Origin of the sequence: Oscillibacter valericigenes (assembly GCF_021531915.1) — a bacterium.
Taxonomy (GTDB): Bacteria; Bacillota; Clostridia; order Oscillospirales; family Oscillospiraceae; genus Oscillibacter; species Oscillibacter valericigenes_A.
Window position 1 is genome coordinate 23,374 of record NZ_JAFBIV010000018.1, and the last position, 14,771, is coordinate 38,144.

General features: G+C 59.5%; 11 protein-coding genes. 7 read left to right on the top strand and 4 right to left on the bottom strand.

All coding sequences use genetic code 11. From position 1 onward, the window contains the following. Positions 1–168: 168 nt before the first annotated feature. From JQM66_RS10485 to JQM66_RS10495, 3 genes are read right to left on the bottom strand one after another with little or no spacing between them, the layout of a single operon-like run. On the bottom strand, positions 169–1,371 hold the full coding sequence (locus JQM66_RS10485; protein WP_235229825.1) for a CaiB/BaiF CoA transferase family protein: 1,203 nt from the start codon (positions 1,369–1,371) through the stop codon (positions 169–171). A gap of 11 nt (positions 1,372–1,382) precedes the next feature. Beyond that, positions 1,383–1,712 (bottom strand): AtuA-related protein, encoded by a 330-nt coding sequence (locus JQM66_RS10490; protein ID WP_235229826.1) that lies wholly within the window; start codon positions 1,710–1,712, stop codon positions 1,383–1,385. A 1-nt stretch (position 1,713) separates the two neighbouring features. Next, positions 1,714–3,084: an acyclic terpene utilization AtuA family protein gene (locus JQM66_RS10495; protein WP_235229827.1), complete on the bottom strand. Its 1,371-nt coding sequence runs from the start codon at positions 3,082–3,084 to the stop codon at positions 1,714–1,716. A gap of 356 nt (positions 3,085–3,440) precedes the next feature. Here JQM66_RS10495 and JQM66_RS10500 point away from each other — a divergent pair, with 356 nt between their 5' ends. The 5 genes from JQM66_RS10500 (at position 3,441) to JQM66_RS10520 (ending at position 8,426) form a co-directional block, all read left to right on the top strand. Then, a complete protein-coding gene (locus tag JQM66_RS10500; RefSeq protein ID WP_235229828.1) occupies positions 3,441–4,460 on the top strand; it encodes a LacI family DNA-binding transcriptional regulator in 1,020 nt (339 codons plus the stop codon). Between the two features lie 233 nt (positions 4,461–4,693). After that, positions 4,694–5,101, top strand: a complete 408-nt coding sequence (locus tag JQM66_RS10505; protein ID WP_235229829.1) for a hypothetical protein — start codon at positions 4,694–4,696, stop codon at positions 5,099–5,101. Between the two features lie 156 nt (positions 5,102–5,257). Continuing rightward, positions 5,258–6,379, top strand: a complete 1,122-nt coding sequence (locus tag JQM66_RS10510; RefSeq protein WP_235229830.1) for a D-alanyl-D-alanine carboxypeptidase family protein — start codon at positions 5,258–5,260, stop codon at positions 6,377–6,379. Positions 6,380–6,511: 132 nt separating this feature from the next. After that, entirely contained in the window at positions 6,512–7,846 is a 1,335-nt protein-coding gene (locus tag JQM66_RS10515; RefSeq protein WP_235229831.1) for a glucose-6-phosphate isomerase, read from the top strand. Positions 7,847–8,015: 169 nt separating this feature from the next. Beyond that, a complete protein-coding gene (locus tag JQM66_RS10520; protein WP_235229832.1) occupies positions 8,016–8,426 on the top strand; it encodes a hypothetical protein in 411 nt (136 codons plus the stop codon). Positions 8,427–8,504: 78 nt separating this feature from the next. On the opposite strand, the gene JQM66_RS10525 is transcribed toward JQM66_RS10520, so the two are convergent. Continuing rightward, positions 8,505–10,004 (bottom strand): S-layer homology domain-containing protein, encoded by a 1,500-nt coding sequence (locus tag JQM66_RS10525; protein WP_235229833.1) that lies wholly within the window; start codon positions 10,002–10,004, stop codon positions 8,505–8,507. 209 nt (positions 10,005–10,213) lie between these two features. Here JQM66_RS10525 and recJ point away from each other — a divergent pair, with 209 nt between their 5' ends. After that, positions 10,214–12,313, top strand: coding sequence for a single-stranded-DNA-specific exonuclease RecJ (gene recJ, locus JQM66_RS10530; protein WP_235229834.1), 2,100 nt, complete (start codon positions 10,214–10,216; stop codon positions 12,311–12,313). Continuing rightward, complete coding sequence (locus tag JQM66_RS10535) at positions 12,310–14,520, top strand: RelA/SpoT family protein (RefSeq protein ID WP_235229835.1); 2,211 nt, start codon at positions 12,310–12,312, stop codon at positions 14,518–14,520. The genes recJ and JQM66_RS10535 overlap by 4 nt, the downstream gene beginning before the upstream one ends. Positions 14,521–14,771 lie beyond the last annotated feature (251 nt).

Sequence of the window (14,771 nt, forward strand, 5' to 3'; positions counted from 1 at the left end):
CGAAAGGATGCGGTACGCAAACCATTTTTGCGGAATCATATGCGTGCCTGCTCGCTCATCGGCACTGTGATACTCCAGCCCTATCAGCCTGCAGCACACATATGAAATACCGCATCAATGGATGTGCTTCATCATGGGATTTTTTGCGGGTAGCGTCCATTGGACAGATCAGAATACCTGCTTTTCGTGCAGGGCCTTGAGCTGCTCATCCGTCATGCCCAACATACCCTTAAAGATCTCCTCGTTATCCTGGCCCAGCTGGGGAGCGGGGGTGCGGACAGAGGGCTTGGTGCCCATGAGCTTGACAGCGCAGCCGTTGACCGTGATACGGCCCAGGGTGGGATGATCCATTTCGATGAACATCTCGCGCTCCTTGACATGGGGGTCGGCCAGGATCTGGCTGATGTCCATGATGGGGCCGGCGGGAATGCCCTTGGACAGGATCAAATTGGTGGCCTCCTCCATGGTGTAGTCCTTAAGCTTATCCTCAATGACTTCCTGGATGGCATCCTGGTTTGCCAGACGGCCGGGCATATCGACAAAGCGGGGATCGGTGACCATGTCGGGACGATCCAGGATCTCGGTGCACAGCTTCTCATACAAACGCTGGTTGCCGGCAGCGATGATGATTACGCCGTCCTTGCACTTGAATGCGTCGTAGGGAGAAACGGCAGCGTAACGGTTGCCCATACGGGGAGGCAGGACGCCGCTTTCCAGATACTTCAGCGCAGTGTTCTCGGTGGCGGCGATCACGCTGTCCATCAGAGAAACATCCACACGCTGGCCAACGCCGGTGATGGTACGGGCGTTGACAGCAGCCAGAATACCGATCGTCACATTCAGGCCGCCCAGCATATCGCCCAGAGCACTGCCTGCGCGGGTAGGAGCGCCGCCCTTGGGGCCGGTAATGGCCATCATGCCGCCCATGGCCTGACCCAGAATGTCATAGCCGGGGCGCTGGCTGTAGGGGCCGTAGCAGCCAAAGCCGGAGACTGCGGCATAGATGATGCGGGGGTTGATCTCCTTCAGCACATCATAGCCCAGACCCAGCTTGTCCATAACGCCGGGACGATAGTTTTCAACAACGATATCAGCCTTTTTGACAAGCTCCTTGAACATCTCCTTGGCCTCGGGGGTCTTGAGGTTCAGAGTAATGCCCTTCTTATTGCGGTTGATATTTGCGAAATACAGGCTCTCGCGCTCACCGTTCAGGTTCTCAGCGCGGAAAGGAGGATAACCACGGGTGTCGTCACCGCCGTTGGGAACTTCGATCTTGATGACGTTCGCGCCCATATCGGCCAGCATCATGGTGCAGACGGGGCCGGCCAGAACGCGCGTCAGGTCCAGAACCGTAAGGTTCTCAAGTGCCATATGCTCGCTCATTACAGCTCACCGTCCTCCACGTGGATTTTCATACGCATCACAGCGCTCCCCATGGACTTGCCCAGGCTGTCCAGGCGCAGGGACATGGTGGCGCCGCCGCCCAGAGCGTGCTTCATCACGAAGTTGAAGCCGCCCAGAGTGGGCACATCATAACGGGTGATCTCACCCTTGACCATATCGCCGAAGTACTCCTTCAGCTTCTCGGGAGTCACTTCACGCTCGATGATCTTGTAGTATTCCGGCTTCCGTGCGTAAACGCAAACGTTGCTGGTGTCGCCCTTATCGCCGCTGCGGCCATGGGCAATGTCATTCAGATAAATCTCAGGCATGTTACTTTACCTCCAGAATATGACTCTCAATGTTCAATGCGTCACGAGGCACAGTGGTGGGCCACAGAGCCATAACCTCCTGAACGTGAGCGCGACCGCCGAAGAAGGAAGCACCCGGAGGGCCATTCAGCTGCAGGGGGCTGATCTCGGGGATGATCTTGGCACATTCGGCCTTGTCCTCGCTGAACACGGCGATCCGCAGCACGCACTCGTTCAGATTCTTCAGAGCTTCCTCGCTCATGTCGGCAACGCCCAGATGCAGGCTGTTCAGGCCGATGAAGCTGATATGCACATCGTCAGCCTTCATGCCGCGGCGCTGCATCTTCTTCATGATGACCTCGGCGCAGTACTGGGCCTTCTCGTAGGCGTCGGGCCATGCGAAGCTCAGCATGGAAACGGTCTTCCAGCCCTTATGATAGCCGACGCACAGCTTCAGGGTGTCAGGCCGGGGCTTGCCCTTGATGCCGCCCACGCGGACGCGGTTCTCGCCCACCTGAGTCAGGGTGGCGTGGCTGACGTCGACATTGACGTCGGGGGTCAGATAGTTGGCAGGATCGTGGACCTCATACAGGAACTGCTCCTTGCAGCTCTGCTCGCAGATGACACCGCCGCAGTCGGGAGCCTTGGTGATCTCCATGGTGTCCTCGGTCAGCTCGGCAATGGGGAAGCCCAGCTCGTCCATGCGGGGCACGTTGCGCCAGTCATACATGTAGTTGCCGCCGGCGCCCTGGCCACCGCACTCCAGAAGATGGCCGGCCATAATACCGCGGGCGAGGTTGTCCCAATCGTCTGCAGCCCAGCCGAACTCATACTTCAGGGGAGCCAGGAACAGCGCACTGTCAGCAGCACGTCCAGTAATGACGACATCAGCGCCGTCAGCCAGGCAGGCCTCAATGCCCTCATGGCCGATGTATGCGTTGCAGTTGTAGATGTTCTTGACCACTTCGTTGAAGTCGCCGTCGTAGTCAAAGTTGGGGAAGGTCCAGCCATCCTTCAGCAGCTGGGGGATCTTGTCCTTGATGGAGTCGCCGGTCACATAGCCGATCTTGTAACCGGTCATGTTCTCGCCTTCGGCCCACTGCTTGATGGCATCCACGCAGCCGGTGACATTCATGCCGCCTGCGTTGGTGCAGATACGAATGTGCTTGTCCCAGGCTTCCTTACCGGCGGCCTTGAGAATGCGGGTGGTGAAGTCGGGTGCGAAGCCCTTGGTCGGGTCTTTCAGCTGCTGCTTAGCCATGATGGAGAGCGTCAGCTCTGCCAGGTAGTCGCAGCCCATGTACTGAATGTCACCCTTGCGGATCATGTGGATGGCCGCATCGGGACTATCGCCCCAGAAGCCCTGGCCACCGCCGATTGCTACTTTTTTCATTTGCTCCTGCCTCCTGAAAAAGTGGTGAATTTGACATGCCACCCGGTAGCTAAACAAGCTATAACGTTTTGGTAGAACGTTTGAGCGGCTTCTTGAGACCCATTCTAGTACAACGTTTGAGCAATGTCAATTCAGAAGTTCACACTTTGTTAAAATATGTCGATTTGATTAAAAAACCGTCCTTAATCTGTCAATCTTAACGATGTTTTTGTGTTTTTTTCTGATAGTTTTGGTTTGAACCGTGGAGAAACCCGTGCTATAATAATAAAATAGAAAAATTTGTATTTTTTGATGTGACGAGCAAGCAGGAATCGGCCTGCACGAAATCACCATTGTCAAAGCGGGAGGACTCTTCTGTGGTAACGATCAAACAAATTGCGCAGGAGCTTGGCGTCTCCGTTAGTACCGTCAGCATTGTGCTGGGCGGAAAAGCCGCCGAGCGCAGAATCAGCGAGCAGACGCAAAAGCGTATTTTTGATAAAGCTGCTGAAATGGGTTACCAGGCCAATATGGCCGCCCGCAGCTTGCGTGGCGGCAGCAATCAGCTGGTCATCGCCATGATGTGGGCGCAGGACTTTCGCGCCAGCATGATGATCCGCTTTTGGGACGGCCTGCGCCACGCACTGATGCAGCAGGAGCGAAACATCCGTCTTGTGATCTACCCGTATACAAACGACCATCTCAATGAAGTGTGCGCGCTGACCAGCGCCAGTGATTGCCACGCGGCCATCATCTGCAACCCCTCCTATGCCGACTTGAAGTTTATGGAGGATACACAGCTGGCCATTCCGGTAGTGCTGTATAATCGGCAGTGTCCCGGCTATTGCAGCGTCAACGTAGACGATGCCCGCATGGGCGCTCTGGCTGCCCGGGCTTTGGCGGATTCAGGCTGCGCCAGTGCAGCAGTGATAACCGGCCCTTCGGTGTTTGAAGGCATGGAAGTGCGTATTCAAGGCTTCACATTGGAGGCTGCCCATTGCGGCATGGCATGTCCCGCCGCGATTTACTGCGATAACAATGTCAGAGGCAGCTATGAAGCGGTGCGGAGCCGTTTGGCAAAGGAGTGGAAAGACGCATTGCCGCAGGGCATTTTCTGTGGTTCCTCCATGATCGCCCACGGCGTCATCCGTGCATTCTGGGATGCAGGTATTCATCCTGAGGATATGCCGAAGCTGGTTGCGATCGGTAACGGCTCCGAGGATGTCGACCGGGCGTCCGTTCCCAGCTTAAGCGTGGTAAACCTCCCGATGGAGAAAATGGCCGCCGAGTGCCTTGCGCTGCTGCTTGAAATCATGTCCAACAACGTAACAACACCCAGAAGTCGTATGCTGGAGACGCAATATATTGCTCGCGAAAGCTGCGGTCCTCTGACATAATTTCCCCAAGTATAAGGTTTCCGCTGCACTCATAATAGTCCCGTTTTCGGGCCATACTCGGCGATTAAAAACTTTTAAAGTGCAATGGTTTTCTGCCTCCACAGAAAAATCTGTCAGAAAGCAACCAGACTTTTCTGTGAGGTGATTTTGCGGTTACTTAAACTCATGAATATGGTTATTTGCTAATACGTTGCTAACGACCAACTCCACACTTTGTGAACAGGCGCTTGCTGGTGGCAAACGGAATATTGCAGCAGGCAGCAATTTCCTTGAAGCACTCCATGTTCTCGCACAGAGCACGTTCTTCAAGAAGCATGGGGAGCAAACTCCTCCGGCTTCTTGGTGAGAGTCTTTTCCATCCGTTGTTTGAAAAAATATTGACGGCTCAAATTCTGCAAGGCGCAGGCAGGACATACATTGATGGCAGCATTTTGATCTTCTTTTTATTTGGATTTGACCCTTATTCTGACCCTTACCACGGCAAAACCGGTCGGCACGCACTGACATCAAATAAGATTTGCTTCTCAAAAAAGCCTGGAATTGCAACACTTAGCGGCACTTGGAGGGACACCCCGGCACATGGAAAAATCCAGTATATACCAGTTCGAATCCCTCCTTCTCCGCCAAAGAAAACCTTGTAACTATGAAGTTACAGGGTTTTCTTTTTTGTTTCCAGGTCTTTTTTACATCCCGCATGCGTGGAGACCGTTGGGATGCACCGGACAGATATCCGTTCCGCCCGCATGAATGTCCTTTCTCCTTCATAGATTTTATCAATGATGCGAGGAGGGACTACCATGAAAAAAGTCATTGCTCTGCTGGGCGCCGTATTGCTTTTAACCGTCGGAGCCCGTGCGGTGGAAGTGGCGGCGCCGTCCGCGCTGCTGATGGAAAAGGAGACCGGCACCATCTTGTACGCCAAGGACGAGCACGCCAAGCTGGAGCCGGCCAGCGTCACCAAGGTCATGACCATCCTGCTGACCATGGAAGCCATCGACTCCGGCCAGCTGTCCTACGACACTGTGATAACGGCCTCCGCCCATGCCTGCTCCATGGGCGGGAGCCAGATCTGGCTGAAGGAACACGAACAGATGACGGTCAGCGACATGCTGAAGGCCGTCTGCGTCGTCTCCGCCAACGACTGCGCCGTGGCCCTGGGGGAGCAGATCGCCGGCAGCGAGGAGGCCTTCGTGGAGCGCATGAATCAGCGGGCCAAGGAGCTGGGCATGAACGACACCACCTTCAAAAACGCCACCGGCCTGCCGGCGGAGGGCCACGTCACCTCCGCCCATGACATCGCCGTCATGTCCCGGGAACTCATCAAAAACCACCCGGACATCCGCCAGTACACCACCATCTGGATGGACACCCTGCGGGACGGCCAGTCCTCCCTGGTGAACACCAACAAGCTCATTCGCTTTTACGAGGGCGCCACCGGACTGAAAACCGGGTCCACCGACAACGCCCTCTACTGCCTTTCCGCCACGGCGGAGCGGGACGGCATGGAGCTGGTGGCCGTCATCATGAAGGACGCCACCTCCGCCCAGCGGTTTGAGGACGCCAAGACACTGCTCAGCTACGGCTTTGCCACCTACGCCCTGAAAAACGTGACGCCGGAGACGCCGCTGGCGCCCATCCCCGTGACGCTGGGGACCCAGGCCACCGTCCAGCCGGTGCCGGGAGAGGGCACCGCCCTCCTGCTGGAAAAGTCCAGGGCGGGAGACCTGCGGCAGACGGTGACGCTGGCGGAGACTGTGGAAGCTCCGGTGGAAATGGGCGCTCAGTTGGGAACGCTCACCGTGACCTCCGGCGGTGAAACCGTGGCGGAGATCCCCCTGCTGGCCGGTGAAGAGGTCCCCCGGGTCACTTACAGGCAAATGCTGCTGCGTCTGCTGAAAACGGCCTTTTTGGCAGGCTGACAAGGAACTTCTTCTTTTTTCCATGCTTCCCCGACGGATTCCTCTTGCCGCACATGGCAATGGATGTTATACTTTTCCTAACAGGACTGCGGGGCACACCTCGCCCCGGTGCAAAAGAAAGGAAGCGTACTTATGTTGGATGTGAAGCTGTTTGAGATGCAGAGCTTTCTGCCCCTGCCCTACAAAGAGGCTCTGGCGCCCCGGCTGAAGAAGGCTCAGGAGAAGCTGCAGAACGGCACCGGCGCCGGCGGCGAGTTCACCGGCTGGGTCCACCTGCCCCGGGACTACGACAAGGAGGAGTTTGCCCGCATCCAGGCGGCGTCCGCCCGCATTCAGGCCGATTCCCAGGCTCTGGTGGTCATCGGCATCGGCGGAAGCTATCTGGGCGCCCGGGGCGTCATCGACTGCCTGTGCTCCCCCAACTATAACCTGAAAAAGAAGAACACCCCCAACATCTACTTCGTGGGCAACGGTCTCTCCGCCGACGCCATGCAGGAGGTGCTGGATCTGGTGGCGGATGTGGACTTCTCCGTCAACGTGATCTCCAAGTCCGGCACCACCACCGAGCCCGCCGTGGCCTTCCGCTTCTTCCGGGAAGCCCTGGAGAAGAAGTACGGCAAAGAAGCGGCCGGCAAACGCATTTACGCCACCACCGACAAGGCCCGGGGCGCCCTGAAGTCCCTGGCAGATGCCGAGGGCTGGGAGACCTTCGTGGTGCCCGACGACATCGGCGGCCGTTACTCCGTGCTGACCGCCGTGGGCCTGCTGCCTATCGCCGTGGCCGGTGTGGATATCGAGGCCCTGATGCGGGGCGCCGCGGAGATGATGGAGGTCTGCGCTGACGGCTCCTACAACTCTCCCGCCTGGGAGTACGCTGCCATCCGCTACCAGCTGTACCGCTCCGGCCGCCCCATTGAGCTGCTGGCCTGCTACGACCCCGCCTTCCGCTTCATGAGCGAGTGGTGGAAGCAGCTCTACGGTGAGAGCGAGGGCAAGGACGGCAAGGGCCTGTTCCCCGCCAGCGTGGACTTCACCGCCGACCTGCACTCCATGGGCCAGTACATCCAGGAGGGCAAGCGCCTCATGTTCGAGACCGTGGTGCGGCTGGGCGCCTCCAACACCCAGGTGTACGTTCCCAGGGACGAGGCCGACGGCGACGGTCTGAACTTCCTGGCCGGGGAATCCATGGACTTCATCCGTGACCGGGCTATGGAAGGCACCCTGCTGGCCCACACCGAGGGCGGTGTTCCCAACATCATCGTGGAGACCGACGGCAAGACCCCGGAGGCCCTGGGTCAGCTGATCTACTTCTTCGAATACGCCTGCGGCCTGTCCGGTTATCTACTGGACGTGAATCCCTTCGACCAGCCCGGTGTGGAGGCCTACAAGAAGAACATGTTCGCCCTGCTGGGCAAGCCCGGTTACGAGAGTCGGAAGGCTGAGCTGGAGGCCAAGCTGAATAAATAACGAAAAAAGCGGCGGCAAAAGCCGCCGCTTTTCACTTTTCCCGTCGTATTGTCAATGGCTAATATCCACAAAGAAAGAGTTTGCTTTTTTGCATTGTATTTTCCATTTCTTTATGCTATGCTTAGTGTAGCAACGTTCCCCCGCAAATAAAGGACAGGAGTGATTTACTATGGTTAGACTGATTATGGGCATGAAGGGTTCCGGCAAGACCAAGCAGCTCATTGAATTGATCAACAACGCGGCAAAAGACGAGCCCGGCAACGTGGTTTGCATCGAGGCCAACCGCAACATGACGTATGATATCCACTATCATATCCGTCTCATCGACGCGCAGGAGTACCGTCTGAACAACTACGACCTGATGCGCGGCTTTATCAGCGGCCTGTACGCAGGCAACTACGATATCACCCACGTGTTTATCGACAATCTGTGCAAGATCACCGGCCACGACGTGGACAAGGAGACCGAGGAGTTCCTGAACTGGCTGGATGTGTTCGGCGAGCAGAACAACATCAAGTTCACCGCCACCATCAGCGCTGACACCTCTGCCGCCACCGACGCTATGCAGAAGTATCTGTAACGTATATAAATACTGCAAATTCAAGCCCCCATCCCGTTCGGGATGGGGGCTTTTCTGCTCTGCTTGTATATTTTGCGCTCAGCGCAGGCCGGACAGCAGGTCCGGGCTGGCAGCAGCCCAGTTATCCAGGCACAGCTGTCCCACGCCGAAGGCCTGGGCCATCTGCAGCCGGGCGGCCGCCGCCTGCCGGTCCAGATACCAGACCACCACTTCCTTCTTGCTGCTGCCCACCGTGCCGGTGAGGTAGGCGCAGGCGTAGCGATTGGAGTAGTGGAAGCCTGTTTTGGGGTCGGCCAGCAGAGCTTCATATTCTTCCTGGGTGAGGCTGTACTTCTTCTGCCCGCTCCAGGCGGAGACACCGGTGGTCACCATCAGAGCCAGCTTCCCGCTGTCGATGCTGTCGCACAGGGTTCCCAGGGCGTAGTAAATCTCCTCCAGGGGATCCACCGGAGCGGTGGGAAAGCCGTCGGAGAAGGTCTCATAGAGGGCAAGCCGCAGCACCAGCCGGTCCGCCGCCGCTGCCAGGGCCTCATATTCATAGCCGTAGGTCTTGCCTGTCCGGGAGGGTGCCTCTGCCAGCACATACAGGAGCTTGTCCCCCAGCGCTTTGTCCAGTGCCTTCACCAGATTGGTCATGGCACCGCTTTTTTGGGTGCTGAGTGCGGGGACCTCCAGCAGGACACCGTCATAGCCGCCGGCGGAGACTTCTGCTGCCACAGTGCCCGCGGTCCCGATGGCGGTGCCGTTCAGGGCGGAGGGGCCGCCGGTGAGGTACAGCAGCTTTTTGGCCCCGGCCTGTTTGGCAGCTTCCAGGATCGAGGCTGCTTCCTTCTGATCCATGGTGGTGTTGACCATGGGCTTACCGTTCACAACGATCAGGCGGCCCGCCGGGACCGCCACCGCCTCCAGTCCGGTGAAATCTCCGGGTGCGGAGGCCACCGCGATCTGTCCCGGTCCCGTCTGATGGAGTTTGTCGTACAGCCGCATCAGGATGACCGCCACCTGCTCCCGGGTGGCGGCCCGGTTCGGAGAGAAGGTGTCCGCCGTGGTGCCGCTCACCAGTCCCAGATCATAGGCCATGGTGATATAGCCGGTATTGGTAGTCACGTCCCGGAAGGGCATGGGCAGATCCTGGGCCAGGCCGGCGATGGTGCCGTAGCCCATGGCCCGCACCAGCATCACCGCCAGTTCCTCCCGGGTGATGGGGTCGTTGGGGCGGAAGTGCTCCCGCTGGTCGGTGAGGGCCCCATGGCTGTAAGCGGCCTCCACGGCGCCGGCATACCAGGCGTCCGCAGGGACATCCTGATAGATGGCTTTGGCAGGGGCAGTGGTCTCCCAGCCGAAGAAACGGCACAGGACCACCGTGAAGGCGGACCGGGTCATCTTCTGGCCCAAGCCGAACCGGGAAGCGGACTGGCCCTGAAAGAACCCCAGCTCCACACAGCGCCGGATGCTCTCTCCCGCCCAGTGGTTGGCCGGCACATCGGCAAAGCCCGCCGCGGCGGGCACTGTCAGGCCGCCGGCCAGCACGGCGCACAGGGTCAGGCAGCACAGCAGCCGTTTCAGTTGCTTTTTCATCATTCTTTCGCTCCTTTGGGCACATTTCGGTGCCAAATTGTCTTTACTATACCAGAATTTTCAGCAGCCGTCAAACCGAACCTGTCGAAACCGGCGGAAACCATTCAGAAGTTTCAAAATTCATTCTTTACCTGACATTGCTTTTCTGCTATAATAAATTAGTTATTTTAGATTCATTTTTCAATATTCACAGAAAGGAGGGACGTCCTGTGAAATTCCAAAAATGGAACATCGGCTCGCCGCAGGAGCAGGATGTGGCCCTCCTGCGAAGCGCCGGATATCCCTATCTGCTGTCCACCGTGCTGGCCGCCCGGGGGATCACTTCGCCGGAGGACGCGGCGGAGTTCCTGGACCGGGAGCGGCATCTGACCATCTCCCCCATGCGGATGCGGGATATGAATAAAGCCGTCAGCCGCATCCAGCGGGCCATCAGTGACGGGGAGACCATCGCCGTCTTCGGTGACTATGACGTGGACGGCATTACCTCCACTGTGCTGCTGCTGGACTATCTGAAGAGCTGCGGTGCCCACTGCCTGCGCTATATCCCCCGCCGCATTGAGGACGGCTACGGCCTGTCCAAAGACGCCATTCAGGGGCTCCACGATCAGGGTGCCTCCCTGATGATCACCGTGGACTGCGGCATCACCGGCAACGAGGAAGTGGATTTTGCCAATTCTCTTGGTATGGATGTGGTGGTCACGGACCATCATGAGTGTAAGGAGGCCCTGCCCAACGCCGTGGCCGTGGTGGACCCCCACCGGCCGGACTGCCCCTACCCCTTCAAGCATCTGGCGGGCGTAGGCGTGGCGCTGAAGCTGGTGCTGGCCCTGGGCGGTGAGAACCGGGAAGACGCCCTCTTTGCCCGCTACTGCACCCTGGCCGCCATCGGCACCGTTGCCGACGTCATGCGGATGGAGGGTGAGAACCGGACCATCGTGTCCTGCGGCCTGGAGGCCCTGCCCCATACGGATTTTGTGGGTGTGCACGCCCTGTTGAAGGAGGCGGGCCTGCTGGGCAAGCCTATCACCTCCATCCAGATCGGCTTTGTCCTCTCCCCCCGCATCAACGCGGCGGGCCGCATGGGCGCCGCCGACCTGGCGGCGGATCTGCTGGAGACCGACGACCCCGCCCGGGCGGAGGAACTGGCCAGGGAACTGTGCGACCTGAACCGGGAGCGGCAGGCGGTGGAGCAGGCCATCTGCGCCGACGCCATCGACCAGATCCAGAAGCTGCGCAGTGAGGAGCGCAGCGCTCTGGTGCTGTCCAGCGAGGACTGGCATCAGGGCGTGGTGGGCATTGTGGCCTCCCGTCTCAGCGAGAAATACTCCTGTCCCAGCTTTATGATCCATCTGAAGGACGGCACGGGCAAGGGCTCCTGCCGATCCTACGGCGGCTTCAACCTGTTCGCGGCGCTGGAATCCTGCTCCGACCTGCTGGACGGCTACGGCGGACACGAGCTGGCCGCCGGCTTCACCATCCCCGAGGGCAACATCGACGCCTTCCGCCAACGGATGAACCGCTACGTCCGGTCCGCCATGGACGGCGTGCTGCCGGTGTCCTCCCTGGAGCTGGACGCCGCCATCGCCTGTCCCGGCGAGGTGACATTGGACCAGGTGGAGCAGCTGAGCCTGCTGGAGCCTTACGGCGCCGGAAACCCCCGTCCCGCTTTCGCTCTGCTGGGTGCCACGGTGGACGCTATCCAGTCCGTAGGCCAGGGGCGACACCTGAAATTCAGGCTTTCCAAGGGCACCTGCCGGTTTGACGCCATCTTCTTCTCTGTGACGGAGCAGGAGTGCGGCGTCACCGCCGGCAGCCGGGTGGACGCCGCCTTCTACCTGCAAGCCAATACATTTCGCGGGAATACAACGCTGCAGCTGCAGCTGATCGACATTCGCCCCTCCCTGGTCCCCAGCCGCCACGAGGCGGCGGACCTGGAGCTGCTGGACCGGCTCATGACCGGCGGCCCCGTCACGGCTCAGGAGACGGCCCGGCTGGGCGCCTCCCGGGACCAGTTCGGCGCCTGCTGGCGGGTGCTGGAGCGGCACCTGCGCCAGGGAAAGGCGGAGGAGGACACCCTGCCCTATCTGCGGCGGCTGGCCGCCCAGTCCGGGGGCAGCGAGAGCTTTCTCCGCACGGCGCTGGCGCTGCAGGTCTTCCGGGAGCGAGGGCTGATCTCCATGACAGTCCAGGGTGACCGGACGATCCTCTGTCTCAACACCACCCAGGGCAAGGTGGACCTGTTCGCCTGCCCCTATCTCTCCCGTTTGCGGGATGACCCTACTGACCGAAACCGAGGTGACCAGGCATGACCCTGCAGGAACAATACGACCTGTTGGAAAAAACCATACGAAGCTATAACGCCGCGGCGGACTTTGACCAGATCCGCGCCGCTTTTGAATACGCGGACAAGTGCCACGAGGGACAGAAGCGGAAAAGCGGCGAGCCCTATATCATCCATCCCCTGGCAGTGGCCCAGATCGTGGCGGACCAGAAGCTGGACAGCGAGTCCATCATCGCCGCCCTGCTCCACGATGTGATTGAAGACACGGAGGCCACCCACGAGGATGTGGCCCGGCTCTTCTCCCCCACCATCGCCAACCTGGTGGAGGGCGTCAGCAAGCTGACCCGGATCCAGTACGCCACCAAGGAAGACGAGCAGATGGAGAACCTGCGGAAGATGCTCTTTGCCATGAGCAAGGACATCCGGGTCATCCTCATCAAAATTTCCGACCGGCTCCACAACATGCGCACCATGGAGTACCAGTCTCCGCCCAAGCAGAAGCAGAAGTCCCTGGAGACCATGGAGATCTACGCACCCATTGCCCACCGGCTGGGCATGCAGCGCATCAAGTGGGAGCTGGAGGACCTGTCCCTGAAATATCTGGACCCCGTTGGCTACGAGGAGATCGTCTCCAAAACCGAGGCAAAGCGGCCCGAATATGAGGCCTTCATGCAGCGCACCCGGGACCAGGTGGACCAGCGGCTGAACGAGCTGGGCATCCAGCACATCGTCTACGGCCGCATGAAGCATCCCTACTCCATCTACCGGAAGATGTTCAATCAGAACAAGTCCATCGACGAGATCTTCGACCTGTTCGCCTTCCGGGTCATCGTGGAGAACGTGGGCGACTGCTACAACGTTCTGGGCGTCATCCATGATCTTTACAAGCCCATTCTGGGCCGGTTCAAGGACTATATAGGCACTCCCAAGCCCAACGGCTACCAGTCCCTGCACACCACCGTCATGGGCAACGACGGCTATCCCTTCGAGGTGCAGATCCGCACCCGGGAGATGCACGAGATCGCCGAGTACGGCGTGGCCGCCCACTGGAAGTACAAGCAAAACGGCCAGGGCTCCGGCACGGAGGGCCGCTACGAGTGGGTCCGCCGCCTGCTGGAAAATCAGGAGGGCGCTGACGCCGAGGAGTATATCCACTCCCTGAAGATCGACATGTTCTCCGATGAGGTGTTCGTCTTCACTCCCAACGGCGACGTGCAGAATCTGCCCGCCGGCGCCACCCCCATCGACTTCGCCTACGCCATTCACTCCGCCGTGGGCAACCGGATGGTGGGCGCCAAGGTCAACAACCGCATCGTGACCCTGGACCACGTGCTGAAAAATGGCGACATCGTGGAGATCCTCACCGCCAAGAACGCCAAGGGCCCCAGCCGCGACTGGATGAAGATCGCCAAGAGCACGGAAGCCCGCAGCAAGATCCGCCAGTGGTTCAAGAAGGAGCGGAAGGAAGAGAACATCGCCAACGGCCGCGCCTCCTTTGAAGCGGAGCTGAAGCACTGCGGTCTCTCCATGCGGGATGTGACAGACCCGGAGGTCCTGCCGGGCATCCTGAAAAAGGTCTCCTACCCCTCTTTGGAAGAGATGTACGCTGCCATCGGCTACGGCGGCTTCTCCGCCCAGAAGGCCGTCAGCCGGATGCAGGGTGAGCTCCAGCGGGTCGCCAAGCAGCACCAGCTGGAGCAGCAGGCGGCGGAGGCCGCCGAGGCCAAGCCTCCCAAGGAGGAGACCCGCACGCCGGAGCCCAAGAAGATCAAGAGCGAGCAGGGCATCATTGTGGAGGGGCTGGACAACTGTCTGGTGAAGTTCTCCAAGTGCTGCACCCCGGTGCCCGGCGACGAGATCGTGGGCTTCATCACCCGGGGTTACGGCGTGTCCGTCCACCGGGCGGACTGCCCCAACGCCTCTCCGGAAAAGCGGGCCTCTCCCGACCAGGCGGGCCGCTGGATCAAGGTCTCCTGGGGCAGCGACACCAATGAGAGCTATCCCACCATTCTGGAGGCCCTGTGCAAGGACCGCCACAACCTGCTGCTGGATATCTCTGCCGCCCTGTCCACCACCAACACCTTCGTGCTGGGCATCAATACCCGCTCCACGGAGGACGGCTTCGCCATCTGCCGTCTGGAGGTCCGCATCCGGGACGGCCAGCAGTTGACGACACTGATGAACAAGCTCCATCAGATCTCCGGCGTGCTGAGCGTGACGCGGCCATCGGGTTAATGTGGGCTTCAAGAGGGGGCAGGCCCCCTCTTGAGAATCTCCCCCCACCAGTGACGCCGCGTCACTGGTGTCGCCGCCCAGGGCGGCTAGGTCAAGGTATTTTCGCCACGTACACGCCGCGGCGAAAATGATTGAATATTCTTGATTTGCCGTAGGCAAATCAACTGGGGGAACCTGCGGTTCCCCCCTAGCCCCCTCCCCCGGTTGCTGCAAATGGAGCGGCAGCAGAAAGAGGAACTGGTCCATTCGAT

Coding starts and splice junctions, on each gene's coding strand:
- JQM66_RS10485 (WP_235229825.1), bottom strand. CDS start 1,371: ATGGCACTTGAGAACCTTACGGTTCTGGACCTGACGCGCGTTCTGGCC.
- JQM66_RS10490 (WP_235229826.1), bottom strand. CDS start 1,712: ATGCCTGAGATTTATCTGAATGACATTGCCCATGGCCGCAGCGGCGAT.
- JQM66_RS10495 (WP_235229827.1), bottom strand. CDS start 3,084: ATGAAAAAAGTAGCAATCGGCGGTGGCCAGGGCTTCTGGGGCGATAGT.
- JQM66_RS10510 (WP_235229830.1), top strand. CDS start 5,258: ATGAAAAAAGTCATTGCTCTGCTGGGCGCCGTATTGCTTTTAACCGTC.
- JQM66_RS10515 (WP_235229831.1), top strand. CDS start 6,512: ATGTTGGATGTGAAGCTGTTTGAGATGCAGAGCTTTCTGCCCCTGCCC.
- JQM66_RS10520 (WP_235229832.1), top strand. CDS start 8,016: ATGGTTAGACTGATTATGGGCATGAAGGGTTCCGGCAAGACCAAGCAG.
- JQM66_RS10525 (WP_235229833.1), bottom strand. CDS start 10,004: ATGAAAAAGCAACTGAAACGGCTGCTGTGCTGCCTGACCCTGTGCGCC.
- JQM66_RS10535 (WP_235229835.1), top strand. CDS start 12,310: ATGACCCTGCAGGAACAATACGACCTGTTGGAAAAAACCATACGAAGC.